The sequence below is a fragment of the Shewanella xiamenensis genome (assembly GCF_024971755.1).
GTDB lineage: Bacteria > Pseudomonadota > Gammaproteobacteria > Enterobacterales > Shewanellaceae > Shewanella > Shewanella xiamenensis.
On sequence record NZ_CP079718.1, the window covers coordinates 4,273,727 to 4,291,207 of the forward strand.

The 17,481-nt window shown below is 46.7% G+C and carries 12 protein-coding genes; 7 read left to right on the forward strand and 5 right to left on the reverse strand.

What is annotated here, in order from left to right; genetic code table 11:
• The first annotated feature begins 249 nt into the window (after positions 1-249).
• Genes KXJ80_RS19850 through napB form a run of 5 tightly spaced genes read left to right on the forward strand, consistent with a single transcriptional unit; the run spans position 250 to position 5,220 of the window.
• Positions 250-534, forward strand: a complete 285-nt coding sequence (locus tag KXJ80_RS19850; protein ID WP_037414522.1) for a chaperone NapD — start codon at positions 250-252, stop codon at positions 532-534.
• Positions 531-3,011, forward strand: a complete 2,481-nt coding sequence (napA, locus tag KXJ80_RS19855; RefSeq protein WP_037414520.1) for a nitrate reductase catalytic subunit NapA — start codon at positions 531-533, stop codon at positions 3,009-3,011. The genes KXJ80_RS19850 and napA overlap by 4 nt, the downstream gene beginning before the upstream one ends.
• A gap of 51 nt (positions 3,012-3,062) precedes the next feature.
• Positions 3,063-3,797 carry a ferredoxin-type protein NapG gene (gene napG / locus KXJ80_RS19860; RefSeq protein ID WP_037414518.1) on the forward strand — a complete coding sequence of 245 codons (735 nt, stop codon included), beginning with the start codon at positions 3,063-3,065 and terminating at the stop codon, positions 3,795-3,797.
• 41 nt (positions 3,798-3,838) lie between these two features.
• The gene (gene napH / locus KXJ80_RS19865) at positions 3,839-4,792 is read left to right on the forward strand and encodes a quinol dehydrogenase ferredoxin subunit NapH (protein WP_254068296.1); all 954 of its coding nucleotides are present in this window, start codon (positions 3,839-3,841) and stop codon (positions 4,790-4,792) included.
• Positions 4,789-5,220 carry a nitrate reductase cytochrome c-type subunit NapB gene (gene napB / locus KXJ80_RS19870; protein ID WP_037429719.1) on the forward strand — a complete coding sequence of 144 codons (432 nt, stop codon included), beginning with the start codon at positions 4,789-4,791 and terminating at the stop codon, positions 5,218-5,220. Before napH ends, napB begins: the two co-directional genes overlap by 4 nt.
• 166 nt (positions 5,221-5,386) lie before the next feature.
• Here the strand turns inward: napB and KXJ80_RS19875 are convergent, their stop codons facing one another.
• A complete protein-coding gene (locus tag KXJ80_RS19875) occupies positions 5,387-5,539 on the reverse strand; it encodes a hypothetical protein (protein ID WP_037414512.1) in 153 nt (50 codons plus the stop codon).
• A 94-nt stretch (positions 5,540-5,633) separates the two neighbouring features.
• Here KXJ80_RS19875 and KXJ80_RS19880 point away from each other — a divergent pair, with 94 nt between their 5' ends.
• A complete protein-coding gene (locus KXJ80_RS19880; protein WP_037414510.1) occupies positions 5,634-6,515 on the forward strand; it encodes a LysR family transcriptional regulator in 882 nt (293 codons plus the stop codon).
• Positions 6,516-6,615: 100 nt separating this feature from the next.
• On the opposite strand, the gene fusA is transcribed toward KXJ80_RS19880, so the two are convergent.
• The 3 genes from fusA to KXJ80_RS19895 all read right to left on the reverse strand — a co-directional run bounded on the left by fusA (position 6,616) and on the right by KXJ80_RS19895 (position 15,342).
• Entirely contained in the window at positions 6,616-8,709 is a 2,094-nt protein-coding gene (gene fusA / locus KXJ80_RS19885; protein WP_037414509.1) for an elongation factor G, read from the reverse strand.
• A gap of 438 nt (positions 8,710-9,147) precedes the next feature.
• Positions 9,148-10,599 (reverse strand): diguanylate cyclase, encoded by a 1,452-nt coding sequence (locus tag KXJ80_RS19890; protein WP_218737942.1) that lies wholly within the window; start codon positions 10,597-10,599, stop codon positions 9,148-9,150.
• 189 nt (positions 10,600-10,788) lie between these two features.
• Positions 10,789-15,342 carry an ATP-binding protein gene (locus KXJ80_RS19895; protein ID WP_218737414.1) on the reverse strand — a complete coding sequence of 1,518 codons (4,554 nt, stop codon included), beginning with the start codon at positions 15,340-15,342 and terminating at the stop codon, positions 10,789-10,791.
• Positions 15,343-15,464: 122 nt separating this feature from the next.
• Here KXJ80_RS19895 and KXJ80_RS19900 point away from each other — a divergent pair, with 122 nt between their 5' ends.
• Positions 15,465-16,376, forward strand: a complete 912-nt coding sequence (locus KXJ80_RS19900; protein WP_015586033.1) for a LysR family transcriptional regulator — start codon at positions 15,465-15,467, stop codon at positions 16,374-16,376.
• 301 nt (positions 16,377-16,677) lie between these two features.
• Here the strand turns inward: KXJ80_RS19900 and KXJ80_RS19905 are convergent, their stop codons facing one another.
• Complete coding sequence (locus KXJ80_RS19905) at positions 16,678-17,475, reverse strand: OXA-48 family carbapenem-hydrolyzing class D beta-lactamase OXA-48 (protein WP_015059991.1); 798 nt, start codon at positions 17,473-17,475, stop codon at positions 16,678-16,680.
• Positions 17,476-17,481: the final 6 nt, after the last annotated feature.

The window sequence follows — 17,481 nt, forward strand, 5'->3', positions numbered from 1 at the left end:
GACTGCCGGATCTTTCGCTAATCTAACCAATCTCGCCATTCCCTCTCCAAAGAGATAGCGATTGTTTAAATTTCAAACTGAGAGTTAGATCACGCGCAAAACTTTGATCCCGATCGACTATCCCCTGCAATACCTCTTGTGAGGTATACCCACATTTTTTATCAGGTCTAGACTCGCAGTTATCCACATTCAGTTGTACAGATGTTTATGCAAAGCAGCTGAGTGCATCTCAAGATAAAGGTCACCGCTATGAGTCAGGAATACCATGTCACCAGCCTCGTGGTACATGCAGCCCCTAATGCCTTGCAACAGGTTGAAGCCGATATTGCCGCGCTAAAAGGCTGCGATATCCACGCCATTTCACCCGAAGGCAAGTTGGTTATTACCCTCGAAGGGAATACCCAAAAAGCCATTCTCGACAATGTTGAAGCCATCAATGGCCTGTCCGGTGTGTTATCCGCCAGTTTGATTTACCACCAAGTAGAACCCCTAGAACAAGAACTGTTAGAAAAAGAGAGTGAGGAAACACTATGAGCATTAGCCGCCGCGAGTTTCTCAAGGCTAACGCAGCGGTTGCCGCTGCGACGGCCGTTGGCGTCACGCTTCCCGTGAAAATGGTTGAAGCCGCCGAGTCAGATAACATCAAGTGGGACAAAGCCCCCTGCCGTTTTTGCGGTGTGGGTTGTAGCGTATTAGTCGGTACTAAAGCGGGTAAAGTGGTTGCCACCAAAGGCGATCCAGAAAGCCCAGTTAACCGTGGTTTGAACTGTATTAAAGGCTACTTCCTGTCGAAAATCATGTACGGCAAGGACAGATTAACCACGCCATTACTACGCATGAAAGACGGCAAATACCACAAAGAAGGCGAGTTTACCCCAGTAAGTTGGGATGTTGCCTTCGATACTATGGCCGCTAAGTGGAAACACAGCATCGCCACTAAAGGCCCAACCTCAGTCGGTATGTTCGGTTCTGGTCAGTGGACGATTTGGGAAGGTTACGCTGCATCTAAACTGCATAAAGCTGGATTCTTAACCAACAACATCGACCCTAACGCCCGCCACTGTATGGCCTCAGCGGTCGTTGGGTTTATGCGTACCTTCGGTATTGATGAACCGATGGGCTGTTACGACGACTTAGAAGCCGCCGATCACTTTGTGCTCTGGGGCGCCAACATGGCCGAGATGCATCCGATCCTGTGGGCACGTTTATCTGATCGCCGTTTAAGCAGTAAAGACTGTCGCGTGCATGTACTATCCACCTTCGAGAACCGTAGCTTCGATCTTGCGGATAACCCGATGGTTTTCCATCCGCAATCAGATCTGGTGATCCTCAACTATATCGCCAACTACATCATTCAAAACAAAGCGGTAAATACTGACTTTGTGACTAAACACACTAAGTTTGCCCTCGGTGTAGATGATATCGGCTATGGCCTGCGTCCAGATCATCCGTTAGAGAAGAAAGCCAAAAATCCTGGCAATGGTAAATCTAGCCCTATTAGCTTCGAAGAATACGCTAAGTTCGTCAGCACTTATACGCTGGAATACGCAGCAAAAATGAGTGGTGTAGAGCCTGAAAAATTAGAAACCTTAGCCAAGGCCTATGCCGATCCTAAAGTGAAGGTTATGAGCCTGTGGACCATGGGGATTAACCAACACGTTCGTGGAGTGTGGGCAAACAACATGCTCTATAACATTCACTTACTGACGGGCAAAATCGCTACACCTGGCAACAGCCCATTCTCACTGACAGGCCAACCTTCAGCCTGTGGTACCGCCCGTGAAGTCGGCACCTTTGCCCATCGCCTCCCCGCAGATATGGTGGTGGATAACGATAAGCATCGCGCGATCACCGAAAAAATGTGGCAAGTGCCTGAAGGCACGATTCCACCTAAACCTGGCTACCATGCCGTACTGCAAAGCCGGATGCTCAAAGACGGTAAGCTAAACTGTTATTGGACTATGTGTACCAATAACATGCAAGCCGGCCCGAATATCAATGATGAAATTTACCCGGGATTCCGTAATCCAGAGAACTTTATCGTGGTATCCGATCCTTACCCAACCGTCACCGCCATGGCAGCAGACCTTATTCTACCGACCGCCATGTGGGTCGAGAAAGAAGGCGCCTACGGTAACGCCGAGCGCCGCACCCATATGTGGCATCAACAGGTTAAAGCGCCTGAGGGAGCTAAATCGGATCTGTGGCAATTAGTCGAGTTTTCAAAACGCTTTAAAGTGTCTGAAGTGTGGCCCGCAGAGCTTATCGCTAAAAAGCCTGAATACGCTGACAAGACCCTTTATGAAGTACTGTTTGCCAATGGTGTCATCAACAAGTTCCCGACTACCGATTGTAAGGGCGACCTAAACGACGAAAGTGAACACTTTGGCTTCTATCTACAAAAAGGCATCTTCGAAGAATACGCCGCCTTCGGTCGCGGCCATGGCCATGACTTAGCCGACTTTGACCGTTACCACGAAACCCGCGGTCTACGCTGGCCAGTGGTTGAGGGGAAAGAAACCCTGCGCCGCTTCGTTGAAGGTAGCGATCCTTATGTTAAGGCAGGTGAAGGCTTTAAGTTCTACGGTAAACCCGATGGTAAAGCGGTAATTTTCGCCCTGCCTTACGAACCAGCAGCGGAAGAGCCTAACTCAGAATACGATCTGTGGATGTCTACCGGCCGTGTGCTCGAACACTGGCATACAGGTTCGATGACCGCCCGTGTACCTGAGCTCTATCGCGCCTATCCTGATGCACAAATCTTTATGCATCCTGAAGACGCGAAGGCCCGAGGTCTGCAACGTGGTGATGAAGTGATCGTGGCATCTCCCCGTGGTGAGGTCAAAACCCGTGTCGAAACCAAAGGCCGAAACAAACCGCCACGCGGCGTGGTGTTTATGCCCTTCTTCGATGCGCGTCAGTTAGTCAACAAGTTGATTCTGGATGCAACCGATCCACTGTCAAAAGAAACTGACTTTAAGAAGTGCCCAGTAAAAGTGATGAAGGCCTAAGCCCTCATTTGATAGCGATATGCGTATTTGAAAGCGATTAAGGAGTCTAAGGTGAGTCAGCAAGTGAAGAGTCCATTCACAGTCAAACAAGTCAACCGTCGCCAGTTTTTGGCCACGACGGCTAAGGCTGGCTGTGTGATGGGGCTTGTGGGATTAGGCTTGACGGCCACGGCAAAAAGCCAAGGTCAACTCGCCTCCCAAGCTTGCAGACCGCCGGGCGCCCTTGAAGAAAGCGATTTTCTCTCGGCCTGCGTGCGCTGCGGTTTGTGTGTTGAGGCTTGCCCTTACGACACGCTAACACTGGCACGTTGGTTCGATGGCGCCGCCACTGGCACGCCATTCTTTACCGCAAGACGCATTCCCTGCGAAATGTGTGAGGATATTCCCTGCATCAAAGCCTGCCCATCGGGCGCGCTTGATCCTCAACTTGAGCACATTAGCGATGCCAAAATGGGTGTTGCGGTACTGATCGATGAGAAAAATTGCCTTAACTTTAAGGGATTACGCTGTGATGTCTGTTATCGGGTTTGTCCGTTAATCGACAACGCCATCACCTTAGAACGCCAACGCAATCAACATAGCGATCACCACGCCATGTTTTTACCCACAGTCAACAGCGATACCTGTACGGGTTGTGGCAAATGCGAGCACGCCTGCGTGCTCGATACCGCCGCCATAAAAGTCTTACCGACGGCATTAGCACTCGGTAAGGCAGCGGAGCATGACACTTATCTCAACACTGAGGAAACCACCTTAGAGATGTTGAATAAGGGGCTGACGTTATGAGCAATGAGTCTATGAGTAACAAGTCTATAAGTCACAAGACAATGAACTCAAAAGCCCGCATGCAAGGCGAGCATGCCGCAGCCATTGCAGAACTCGGTTGGTTTGGCGCACACAAATATTTGCTACTACGCCGTACTGTGCAACTAGGCCTTTTGAGCTTATTCGCAATGGGGCCATTACTGGGAATTTGGCTATTTAAGGGTAATTTATCGGCCAGTTTACTGCTCGATAGCATTCCCTTTGCCGATCCGCTAGTGAGCTTACAAATGCTCATTAGCGGGCATATTCCCGAGCTTAGCCTACTGATAGGTGCAGCCTTGGTCATACTGTTTTATGCCCTCGCCGGTGGCCGGGTGTTTTGCAGTTGGGTGTGTCCAGTCAATCTGGTAACTGACTCCGCAAGCTGGCTCAGACGTAAACTAAACCTCCCTCGCACCAGCGAGTTACCGCGTAATTTACGTTATTACCTGCTGGCTCTCGTGCTGTTATTGCCACTGCTCACGGGCAACTTGATTTGGGAATGGATTAATCCCGTCCCCTTAGTCTATCGCGCCGTGCTATTTGGCAGTCTCAGTGGTTTATGGATCTTAGCGGCAATATTTCTGCTGGATCTATTTATCGCCGAGCGCGCTTGGTGTGGTCACCTGTGCCCAACGGGCGCCCTATTTGGCTTAATCGGCAAATGGAGCCCCATTAAGATCGTCGCCAGCAAAGTTAGCGCCTGTGATAACTGCATGGACTGCTTTGCTGTTTGCCCCGAGCGCCAAGTATTAAAGCCCGCGTTAAAAGGGCAAAACCCGGTGATCACTAGCCCAGACTGCACCCAATGCGGCCGCTGTATCGATGTCTGCGCAAAGCGCGTATTTCGCTATCAAACACGTTTTACGGCCACTCAGGCTCAACTTAGTTCAGGCGATTCGACCGATTGTCACTCGCCATCAACCACTTCACCAATTCGTCACCACATTGCCCCCAAGGCGGAGAATGACCAATGAAAAAAATACTCACCTTAGCCGCGATTGTATTAGCCATCGGCGGCTGCTCAGGCCAACAAGCAGACTCTCAAGCAACACCAGTCAATATCAAATCCCTCGCCGGCGATAGCGCGGTGACCGATATTCGCCCCGCTGATGCTATGCCCGTTTACCCAGCTCGCGGTAAGGCGTTGGAACGCAGTTTTACTGACCAACCGCCACTCATCCCCCATAAGGATGATTACAAAATCACCTTAGATAAGAATGGCTGTTTAACTTGCCATAGCTGGGATAAAGCCCCACGGATGAAAGCCACACCAGTGGCGAAATCCCACGTTATCGACGATAAGGGCACGCTCAATGGCCATAATTATTTCTGCACCCAGTGCCATGTTGCACAAGCAGAAAACAAAGCGCCTTTAGTTGATAATAAGTTCTCAACTCAGTAAAACAATCCTCCCCTGCCCGCACCAAAGCCACCGTTCATCCAGTGGCTTTTTATTATCCATAACAGAATTAGAGATAAACTTAAAAACTCAGTGGGGGAGATGTTGGACGAACTGAAAAATAAGCAGACGGGACAATAGATAAAATGCGGAAAAGTAAAAACCCAGCCTAGGCTGGGTTAACTTGTTGTTTTGCTTTATGCAAATCACCCGCCGGAGCCGTTACTCTTGTTTGCGCTGCCTTTGCTGTTTGCACATTCTTTGTTTCAGGCATCGCCGCCTGCCACAAAGCACCTACCCATAAACTTGACGTTGACTTCATGACCAAATCTCCTGTTCTGTTAACAAGTTCAAAGTAATACTTAGACCATCATCAGTAAAATGAATTAACGCCATACAATGGATTCCATTTGAGCATGAACATTCCAATCAAGACCTTACAATGTTTTCTGATCTTAGTTGAAACGGAAAACTTCACCCGTGCAGCACAAAAATGCTTTATCACTCAACCAACGCTTAGCAAAATCATCCAAAGGCTTGAAGAAAGCGTAGGAGAAACCCTGCTGATCCGTAACAATCAAAAGGTGGAGCTAACCCAAGCAGGGCAGCTGTTTGAACACAGTGCGCGGGAGATCCTCGGACAATGGCATAGATTGCAGGAGGATATGAGTAACTTAAGCGGCCTAAAATCGGGGCGGCTTAGACTCGGTGTCTGCCCCATGATGAGTAGCTTAATTATTGGATTACTGACGAGCTATCGTAAGCGTTATCCTGGGGTTGAACTACAAATGTATGAATACGGGGGGTTTGGCTGCGAGCAGGCACTGCTAAATAACAGTTTAGATATTGCCTTTACTGCGTTACCCACAACCCATGAGACTGAGCTAGTCAACCAACCGCTGACAAAATATCCTCTGTTAGCTTGCCTGCCTGATGGGCACCCGCTTGCGGCTAAGTCATATCTCAACTGGCAAGATTTTGAAGCTTATCCGTTTATTCTCTATAACGAGGACTTCTCACTTGCCAAATTGATAACTCGCCTCAGCCGTAAGGCTGGCGTGCAATTAAATATCGCCTTTCGCAGTGGTCAATGGGACTTTCTTGCAACCATGGTTGAAGCCGACATGGGACTGGCCATATTACCCGAACCTATTTGCCAAAAACTCAGTCACAGCAAACTAGTCTTTAGACCGATGCAACCGGCATTAACTTGGGATTTAGCCCTGATTTGGCGGCAGAACTTACCGTTAACTCCCGCGGCAAATGCTCTACTGGAATTAAGTAAACAAAAAGCGTGAATGCTGACTCGTCAACCTATCGTCAACCAGTGCATCGCCCATAAAAAAACCGCTGCTAGCCTAGGCTTAGCAGCGGTTTCTATTTAGAGGAAGTTAAGAATTACTTCTTAGCTTCAGCAGCTTTACGCTCTTTAACTTGCTCAACAACTTTTTCCGCAACACTGTTTGGACATGGGCTGTAGTGTGAGAACTCCATAGAGAACTGACCACGGCCTGAAGTCATTGTACGCAGAGTACCGATGTAACCGAACATTTCTGATAACGGTACGTCAGCCTTAACGCGAACACCAGTTACACCAGCAACTTGGTCTTTGATCATACCGCGGCGACGGTTTAAGTCACCGATCACGTCACCCACGTTGTCTTCTGGGCTGAACACGTCAACTTTCATGATTGGCTCAAGTAGTTGTGGTTTAGCTTTAGCCATAGATTGACGGAATGCCGCTTTAGCAGCGATTTCGAACGCGATAGCTGAAGAGTCAACTGCGTGGTAAGCACCGTCAGTCAGTTCAAACTCAACGTCTAACACTGGGAAGCCAGCGATAGTACCGGTGTTCATCATGCTCGCGAAGCCTTTTTCAACTGCTGGCCAGTATTCCTTAGGAACGTTACCACCAACAACTGAAGACTTGAACACGAAGCCAGAGTTTGGCTCACCTGGGCGAATGATGTATTCGATCTTACCGAATTGACCAGAACCACCAGATTGTTTCTTGTGGGTGTATTGGTCTTCAACCATTTGAGTAATGGTTTCACGGTAGGCCACTTGTGGCTCACCTACGATCAGCTCAACACCATAAGTACGCTTCAGGATGTCTACTTTAATATCTAAGTGCAGTTCACCCATACCTTTAAGGATGGTTTCGCCTGAATCTTCGTCAGTTTCTACGCGGAATGATGGATCTTCTGCGATCATCTTACCGATAGCGATAGCCATCTTCTCGCTGCCGCCTTTATCTTTTGGCGCTACTGCGATAGAGATAACTGGCTCTGGGAACACCATGGCTTCCAGAGTACATGGGTGCTTAACATCACACAGTGTGTGACCAGTTTGTACGTTCTTCATACCCACGATTGCGATAATGTCACCAGCTTCAGCTGATTCAATTTCGATACGATCGTTAGCATACATTTCGCACATACGGCCGATACGCTCAGTCTTACCAGTTGCACTGTTAAGAATGGTATCGCCTTTCTTCAGACGGCCAGCATAAATACGTACGAAAGTCAGGGCACCGAAACGGTCATCCATGATCTTGAACGCTAATGCTTTTAATGACTCATCAGCAGAAACGATAGCGTATTCGCCAGTTTCGTTACCTTCTTCGTCAGTTAAAGGTTGTGGATCAACTTCATCTGGCGCTGGCAGATAATCAACAACAGCATCCAGAACCAGTTGCATACCTTTGTTTTTGAAGGCTGAACCACAGAATGTTGGGAAGAATGCCATAGTACGAGTACCCTTACGGATACAACGTTTCAGGTCTTCAACAGATGGCTCTTCGCCTTCCATGTAAGCTTCTAGCAGATCGTCATCTTGCTCAACAGCAGTTTCGATCAGCATTTCACGGTATTCTTCAACTAAGTCAACCATGTCCGCTGGAACATCTTTAACTTCGAAGTTTTCTGGAATACCAGAATCGTCCCATACGTAGGCTTTACGAGTTAGCAGGTCAACAACACCACAGAACTCATCTTCAATACCGATTGGCAGAACCATAACCAGTGGGTTAGCAGCTAAAACGTCTTTAGTTTGCTTAACAACACGTAAGAAGTCAGCACCCATACGGTCTAACTTGTTTACGAAGATGATACGAGCAACTTCAGATTCGTTCGCATAGCGCCAGTTAGTTTCTGATTGAGGCTCAACACCACCAGAACCACAGAATACAGCGATACCGCCGTCAAGAACCTTCAGAGAACGGTAAACTTCAACAGTGAAGTCAACGTGCCCAGGGGTGTCAATAACGTTGAAACGGTGATCTTTCCAGAAGCAGCTTACTGCCGCTGACTGAATGGTAATACCGCGCTCAGCTTCCTGAACCATGAAGTCAGTTGTTGATTCACCATCGTGAACTTCACCGATTTTATGGATTTTACCGGTTAGCTTAAGAATACGCTCGGTGGTCGTGGTTTTACCCGCGTCAACGTGAGCGAAGATACCAATGTTTCTGTATTTGGATAATTCGGTCATGATTCAACTTTAATGATTAGTTTAAGAAGTAGACGGAGTATGCGACAAACCACCGACACACCGCACATCAGATTATTTTAGGCGCATATTGTAAATTGGAACCCCGCTATGCGCAAATGGCTCTTGCAATTTTTCACGATAAAGTCGCGGAAAAAATTAAAAAAAAATAAGAAAAATGCATTAAAACAATTAAATAAAAAAATTTAGCTCAGTTTTCAAACAATTAGTAAAAAGCCTAAAAATAAGCGTTTTTTTACCGATATTGCAGATTTCTCATACTTTAAGGACTCACAAATGGCAAAAGACCAGCCCAATGCAACCTCAATACAAACTTCAACTCAGGTTAAAACTCGGTTTAACCTAAAAGTTGATTAGCATAAATGTGAAATTGATCGAGTAAAGTGGCAATGGGCTTAGCAATGCATCTAATTTCGCAAACTAAGCATTGGATTCATCAATACAAATCTGATTTCTGCCCAAGGCTTTCGCTTGATACAATGCTTTATCTGCTCGTTCAAAGCAGGACTGCATTGGTTCATTACTCGCTAATTTGGCAATCCCAAAACTACAGGTGAGCCGCACATCACCACTAAAGCGATAATCCTTAATCGCCGCAGCAATCCGCTGGCACAATGAGTTAACTAAAGTAATTGAAGTCTGATGGCAAAGGATCACGAACTCTTCACCTCCCCAACGGGCAACAACATCTGATTCACGCACACAATGCTGCAACACTGTAGACAGCTCCATCAAAATATTATCTCCGACGGCATGACCTAAGGTGTCATTAATCTCTTTAAAGAAATCGATATCTAACATGACAAGACAGATGGTACTTTCTGTTGCGGTCTCAGAACGATGCTCATGCACAAACTGGCGGTTAAAGTAATGGCGATTATAGAGTTTGGTGAGCGGATCATGGGTAGATAAAAACTCGAGTTCAGTATTGGTTTGTTCTAATTGCCGACGAAGGGCTTCAAGCTGTGTATTTTTATCGGTTAAGCGTCGATTATAGCGACTGATAAAATAAGTCCGAGTCGCAAGTAAGAATATCACCAGCAGAGTGCCTGCAATCACTTGATAGATAAGCCAATAGTTAGTCTCATCGATAACAGTAATATTGTTCCACTTCTGGTAAATCCTAATTCGCTCAAGCTCATCAACATCATCAAGTACTTGATTAAGTATCGGCAGCAGTGCTTCATGGCCTAAACTCACTCCCATGCGTAGTTCATCTTCTGGCCCGCCCCACCCCGCAATTTTAAGATGGTTAAAACCTGTCTGCTGAATATAAGCATTCACCGAAAACATTGACCCAACAAATAAATCAGCGCGCTTATCGAGCACAGCCTCGAGTCCCGCTGGTTCACTGGCCACTTCGATGATTTTGACTCTAGCGTAATATTGCTGAATATACTCAGCGAGACGATAGCCTTTAGGCACGGCTAATGTTCGTGAGCCTATGTTTTCAAATCCTTGTAAAAATGGCTGTTCTTTTAGCGAAACCAACACATTTGGCGAGTGAAAATACACATGGCTAAAATGTAAAAATTGCTCTCGGGTAGCGGTTTTGTTCAACATTGGAGTTAAATCACAGCGCCCAGTTTGTAAAAAATTAAGGGTTTCAGACCAAGATGTTGTGGGAACAAGAATGAATTTAAGGGGAGAATGGGACTCAATGTAACGAATATAGTCCGATGAGACCCCTACATGTTTTCCCTCTCGAATCGCTTCATAGGGCAACCAGTCGGGATCAACACAGTAACGGACTAACTGCCTACTGCTAGCATCGTCATCAGCGGTTTTGAGATAGCGCGAAGCCAAACGCTCTGCACTCACAGTTAAGGGTGAGCATAAACAGAACAATAAAAACCAAAATCGACAACCCATGTCGCTTCTCAAATACATTCGTAATTCGCTGACGTAGATAAAAAGTGTATACATGATATTAAGATAATACCAATTCGCTCATCCTAAGCAGAAAAATGCACCGAACCTGAGAAACGTAATCTTGTTACCGATAAAAAAATACCCGCCAAATTGACGGGTATTTCGTTTACTTAATCTATTTTTACAAGATTAATCTTCAACTGGTGACACAACAAAGAGTAGGTCACCTTGCGATACTTGCTGACCATTGCTGTTCAGAATACGCTCGATGCGGTACTTCTTATCCTCAGGATAGAGCACGGCGCCTTGGCGGTTAAAGCCAGCCAAGTTAACCTGCGAGAACATCTTCATTGCTTCAGTCAAGGCAAGGGTTTGCTCAACGGTTACAATATCACCTTCTTTAACGAAATCAGGTTCGCCTGGCGCTGGAGAGGTATAGAAGATACCTGCGCCTTGGGCTAATACTTTAAGCTCGTTACTTTCACCCACACGCAGCGACTCAGTATCCACACCTACGGTTTCAGCAGCGGCTTCCATTTCAGCAATCAGTGCTGGAATGTCTAGCTCAGCCATAAAGCGTGGCAGATAGTTAGTGTCGTATACACCTTCTTTGAAGGTGCCATCGCTTAGGATTAACTTCAGCAATGGAATGTTAGTCGCGATACCTTTGAGCACTACGCTGTCGAGGTAAGCATGTAGCTTCGCAATAACGTCTTCACGGTTTTCACCGCGCATAATCACCTGGGCGATTAAGCTATCGTAATAAGGCGAAACTTCTTTGCCTGGTGCAGCAATCGAGATGATTTCTACATCTGGATGATCAGGGAATACACATTCGGTGATCTTGCCAGGGTTTGGAACCAGTTGCAGGATGCCGTGGCTGTCGAGTGCGGCTTTCTCAGCCGTGACACGCACTTCCATCGCATAACCGATTTCTTTCGGCTCTAAATGCTCGATTGAACGACCCGCAGCAATATCAAACTGCGCGCTCACGATATCAATACCAGAAGTCGCTTCAGTTACTGGATGCTCAACCTGCAGACGAGTGTTCATCTCCATGAAGTACACTTCGTTCGCATCTAAGTTATAGATGAACTCAACTGTACCTGCGCCCATGTAATCGGTCGCATCACCTAAAGCACGGGTGTAATCCAGCACTTGTTTCTTCAGTTCTTCTGGCAGCATAGTTGAGCCAGATTCTTCGACCACTTTCTGGTTGTTACGTTGAACCGAACAGTCACGTAAACCCAGCACCTTAGCGTTGCCGAACTTGTCACGCAGTAACTGCACTTCGATATGACGCAGTGAGGTGACATATTTCTCTAAGTACAAGTCACCGTTACCAAAGGCCGCAGCTGCTTCGGTAGAGGTTTTTTGGAATAAACCAATCATATCCTCAGGACGTTTAACGACCTGGATACCTTTACCGCCACCACCTTGTACCGCTTTGAGCAGCACAGGGTAACCAATTTCATTGGCCACGTTCACCGCTTGCTCAGCGTTCGTCAGAATACCGTGTGAACCTGGTACTACTGGTACGTTTTGGCTTTGTGAAGTCTTAATCGCGTTCGACTTGTTACCCATAGTCGTCATTGAATGCACGCTCGGACCAACGAAGTTAACCCCATTGTTCACACACAATGCCGCAAATTGTGGGCTTTCAGACAGGAAGCCGATACCTGGGTGCAGTGCGTCAACTTGCTCGTATTCGGCAACTTTCAACACTGAGTAAGCGTTCAGATAACTTTCGTCAGAGGTGTTACCCCCTAAGCAGACTAACTTGTCTGAATCTTTCAGCATATCCGCTGGTACGGCGGTCATGTCAGGATCTGACGCCACTAATACCACATTGATATCGTTATCGTGAGCCTTACGGATCAACTTAACAGCGGTACAACCACGGGCATGAACCAATACTTTGTTAATTGGTTTCATTAACTTACGTGGATCGTTTTGAACAATCACTTCTTCCTCAACAGGCGCTTCAACAACCAGTGTTGATAGGGCGTTGATGATCACGTCATTGATCTTCGCCGTTGGCATTGGCATCAGAGGATCGATGCTCGCCAATTGGTTATCTAAGGTTTCGCTGAATGGGTTGTGGACTAAGCCCGCCATTGCACCTGGTACTTTCGACAAGTAGTTAGACAGTGTCGAAGTCGAAGGTAAGTAAGCTGGAACCACCATTTGACCCGCGAATGGCATGTTAGTACCAGACAGGTAATAGGTTTGCACTAATGGGTGAGTCACGAAACTCGCCTGTGCACCACCGGTACAGTCACCAAAACCAAACATCAGTACTGGCAATTCGTTGTCACGGATAAAACGAGTGATACGGTCGTTCACAACAGCCATTGAGAACAGTGCCGCCGCGCCTTCTTTGGTTTGCATACCGCCTGAGCTGATAAAGCAAACAACAGGTAGCTTACGCTTAGCACACTCGATCAGCAGCGCAGAGAATTTCTCGGCACTCGCCATATCGAAGGCACCCGCTTGGAATGCTGTGTTAGATACCGCCAGACCCACACGGACTTTTTGTCCCTTTTCTTTAAAGTCAGCAATACCAGTGATCAGGCCGCAAGGACGAATACCTTTATCTAACGCATCTTCAATGGATAAACGGAAACCAGGGAAGTTGAGCAAGTTAGCCGACATTTTGTCGCCATTGATTTCGTCGAAATTAGTGAAAAATTGCTTAATCACATTTTCCCACGTCATCTTGCCGGTACGTTTTTCGTCACGTAATACTTTTTGGATCAGTAAGTCCTGATAACCCATGGTCAAGCGGTTCCAGAAGTCCTTACGACGACCGATACGCACAGGGTTAATCGCGCCAGTGTACTTGCTGTGGTCGCTTTCACTGTCGAAGTATTCAGGCAATAAACGTTCGAAGAAGTAAGTCAGGATAACGAATAAACTGTCGTTAAGTTGTGGGAAGCCCACACTCTTCCACTGCTCTACACGCACCAAGAGATCGGCACGGTTAGATTGGCTCATAAAGTACTTAAGCCACTTGTAGAATTTAGCCTTGTCGTTTGCGGTATCCTGAGTTGACAGCGCATGGTCAATCGACTTGTGCAGTAGATTGTTCACAGAGTTGCGTGACAGACTCTTAGACATCATGGCTTCTTTCGCGATAGACGCTAAGCTACCCACAACGTTGTCGTAAAGTGAGTTAAAAATCAGGATGTTATGGCATTGCCAAATAAAGTCTTCACGCAGCTCATCGTTTACAACGACATCGAGCACAGTCAATTGATTAAGCTCAGGCCATTTTGCTTGAGTTACAGACTTAGGCAGATTTTCAAGATGCTGAATTAAGCCCTTAAAGTTGTTTGCCGCGTTGCTCTTCCAACGGTGATATAAAGACCAACCGATGTTAAATAACAGTGCCTTACGAGCTTTTTTATAGTTTTCTTTTGGTTCACCCAAAATAAAACGTGTCAGCATATTACGTTCGGTTGAAATTTCATCGCGCTTAGCAATAAAGTTCGCCCACAATTTGTTCAGATCTTCATCGTAAACCAGCTTATCTGGGCTAGATAGCCAAGCTTGGAATACACGATCTTGCTCTTGCTGGATACGCGCTAACAAGTCACCTTCAGGCACGCTAACACGTGACAAACGTCCGTATTGCTCCTGAGAGATTGAATGAATACGGCTACGCAGCGTTAAATAACGCAGGTAACGGTAAGCGCTACCAAACAAGTTGTGGTGGTTGGTTGGGCTCGTTGCCACAGCCAATTCAGCGTTTAACTCTAATGCCATCAAGTTTTTAGATGGGTTAAGGAAACGCGCTAAACTGCGGTCATAGTGCTCACGTAAATCCTTAGATTCACGTACAAAGTTCACTGCTGCGCGCTCAACCGCTTCGATACTACTGATAATCGCGCGGCGTAAATTGTGCTGACGCTCGTCACGGTCACCTGGAGAAAAATCGATAATGCCATCGATACAACCGGCGGTGTAAAGCTCTTCTGGAGACACGCCCACAGACTTAGCACATTCCTGCCATGACAGGTTGTACTTACGGGCGATACTTTGTAGACCTTGAGGTTGAATGGTGTTGAAAATACCATCGCGCAGCGATAACAAAATGTTCGCCGCCGCTAAAGGAATCGCGCCACCCGAGTAACCCGCTCCGATAACGATACCAACTGTCGGTACGTCAACGTTGGCACTCTCGGCAATCGCCTTAGAAATAGAATGTGCTTGGTTTTGGCTGTTGGCCACTTCGCCTGCATCGGCCCCAGGGGTATCGATTAAATAGACGATTGGCATAGACAATTCGGCAAAATGACGAATCGCTTTACAGGCGGCATAGTGATGCTCAGGCATCCATGCACCGTTAGCCGTTGTGCGCTCTTGAGCAATAAAGCCGATACGACGAGTGCGTGAACCGAAATTCAACTCGACCTCAGCACTGTAGAAAGAGCCCAAGTGAGTTTCGGTAATCAAGCGCCCCTTTAGGTCCGCAATGATACGTTTAGCACCAGGACGACCTTTGTCTTGGGTCGGTTGGATCACTTTTGCGACGTAACCGTCAACATCTAACGATGCCAAGTCTTTTAAATTTGCCTGAATGGCATCTTCATTTAAAAGACCTTTAATTTCTTCTGATAAGCTCTGTTTACTGTGTTTAGGAAACAGAGAAAAATCCTTTGCCAAATGCTCGGCCTGTAAAAAAAGCGGATCGGGCGTTTGGGCTTGAGTCATGTGTTTGGGCTGATTATTGCTGGTCATCAAAAGATCCTCTGCTTTAGCCTCTGAAAATTTTTAGCCAATAAATATAACTTTGTTATCCCGCCAAATGCCATTAAACTGCATAAGACGCTATGTTCCAAATATGAGACAGTGGGAAAAACATGCCAGATTTAAACGGTATGATGCTATTTGCAGCCGTAGTGAGAGCAAAGGGATTCTCCCAAGCTGCACGTGAAACCGGCCACCCAAAATCCACCATAAGTCGCAAAATCGCGCAGCTTGAAGAACAACTAGGCGTGCGATTGTTACAACGCGACACCCGTAACCTGAGTCTTACCCAAGTCGGGGCACTCTTTTATCAACACTGTGATTCCATTCGCAATGAGGTGGAAGCGGCCAAGGCTGTTATCGAGAGTACCCATGATGATGTATCAGGATCATTACGGATAGCCATTCCGGTCTCTTTTAGCCAAGAATTAATTGCTAACCTCTGTAGCGGATTCATGCGTTTATATCCCAATGTGGAATTAGATGTCCAGTTTACCGACAACGATATCGGTTTGGTGGGTGAAGGATATGACATAGCTATCAAATATGGACCACTGCAATCCTCTGATCTTGTTGCAAGATTACTGTTCGAGCGTCAACCAATTCTGGTAGCAAGCCCTGGCTATTTAAAAGCACGCGGCACCCCCGCAACACCTAAGGAGCTGAGCGACCATAGTGGTATTCTGCTAGGGACATCCCGCTCAGCACCCATATGGCCCTTAGGCAAAGGTGCTCGCAAAACCATGGTAAACTTTCAGCGTAAAGTCAGGGTCAATAGCCCGATAATGGTTAAGCAGTTAGCCCTCGATGACTTTGGGATTGCAATGCTATCAAACTCCGCCTGCAAAACCGAACTCGCCAACGGCCAGCTAGTGCCAATCTTACAGGAATGGCCGATTGAACCCTTTAAGGTCTACGGGGTGTATTCGAGCCGCAGACAATTAGCCACCAATATCAGCGCCTTCTTGGACTTTTTCGTCAAACGCTTTAGCAGCCAAGAAAGCCTACAATCCTTGATGGGCTAGGCACTTTATCGCAGCGGCATTCACCTTTACTGACATCGCCATTCCTTTATACACATCCCAATGTTGAGTGACCATGACCATTTAGATAACAAAAAAGCCTAGCAAATTGGCTAGGCTTTTTACGTTTAGGAATGTGATGCTAATGCTCAGGCTAAAAGTTAACGCGCGGAGCTTAAGTCGATTTGGCCTAACCGATTAAGTATGAGCCATTAACTACAAGTGCATCGAGCATCAGCATTTTGTCCATATATATTTACAGCTTATATGACGGCTATTTCACACAAATACGCGCTAACCACTTCTAGGGAATAATTTTTTCCTGTTTGAGCACTTCTTTTGTGATGGCTTGGCGCAGCCCTAAACCATCCGATGTGGGCATATCCATATTCATCGCAAAAAACCACACATTATCATCAAGTTCAACCCAACCGACCCACCAGCCAATCTTAGGTTCGATTCTAGTCGAGTATCCCGTTTTAGCCCGAATAATATAGTCGCCATTGGCTTCGGTCAGCATGGCTTGTTTAACGATACGCTGGCTGCGCTCCGATACGTGTAACTTATTGTGATACAGCTTTCTTAAAAAGCTGATTTGCTCAGTGGCCGAAATTCGAATACCACCGTCGAGCCAGAAACTGTCTACATTGCCCGAAATGTCCTCATTACCATAATCGAAAGCATGTAGCATCTTGCTCATACGTGCCTCGCCAATTTGGCGGGCAAATTCTTGATAAACAGGCACAACTGAATATTTCATCGCGGTGATTAGATTATGATCGCGATTCCAAGTGGCGATATCGCGCGTCTGTCCATCCCACTTAAAGACTTGGTGTTCATCCTTAACCACGCCCAAATCGAGGGCGATCAAGCTATTGGGAATTTTAAAGGTAGATGCGGGTAAAAATGCTTGGTTCGCCCGTTTAAGATTATTGGTAAATCCTTGCTGCTTATTCTCATTCCAGAGCACAACTACGCCCTGTGATTTATGTTCAGTAAAGTGAGCATTCCAACTTTTGTTTTCTTGCCATTCCTTTGCTACCGCAGGCATTCCGATAATCGATGCCACCAAAAACACAGCCGATAAGGCTAATACACGCATAACGTC

Bases quoted from the DNA above. Each gene is read 5' to 3' on its own strand.
- KXJ80_RS19880 (WP_037414510.1), top strand. From the start codon at position 5,634: ATGAACATTCCAATCAAGACCTTACAATGTTTTCTGATCTTAGTTGAA.
- fusA (WP_037414509.1), bottom strand. From the start codon at position 8,709: ATGACCGAATTATCCAAATACAGAAACATTGGTATCTTCGCTCACGTT.
- napA (WP_037414520.1), top strand. From the start codon at position 531: ATGAGCATTAGCCGCCGCGAGTTTCTCAAGGCTAACGCAGCGGTTGCC.
- KXJ80_RS19890 (WP_218737942.1), bottom strand. From the start codon at position 10,599: ATGGGTTGTCGATTTTGGTTTTTATTGTTCTGTTTATGCTCACCCTTA.
- KXJ80_RS19875 (WP_037414512.1), bottom strand. From the start codon at position 5,539: ATGAAGTCAACGTCAAGTTTATGGGTAGGTGCTTTGTGGCAGGCGGCG.
- KXJ80_RS19895 (WP_218737414.1), bottom strand. From the start codon at position 15,342: ATGACCAGCAATAATCAGCCCAAACACATGACTCAAGCCCAAACGCCC.
- KXJ80_RS19850 (WP_037414522.1), top strand. From the start codon at position 250: ATGAGTCAGGAATACCATGTCACCAGCCTCGTGGTACATGCAGCCCCT.
- KXJ80_RS19900 (WP_015586033.1), top strand. From the start codon at position 15,465: ATGCCAGATTTAAACGGTATGATGCTATTTGCAGCCGTAGTGAGAGCA.
- KXJ80_RS19905 (WP_015059991.1), bottom strand. From the start codon at position 17,475: ATGCGTGTATTAGCCTTATCGGCTGTGTTTTTGGTGGCATCGATTATC.
- napH (WP_254068296.1), top strand. From the start codon at position 3,839: ATGAACTCAAAAGCCCGCATGCAAGGCGAGCATGCCGCAGCCATTGCA.
- napB (WP_037429719.1), top strand. From the start codon at position 4,789: ATGAAAAAAATACTCACCTTAGCCGCGATTGTATTAGCCATCGGCGGC.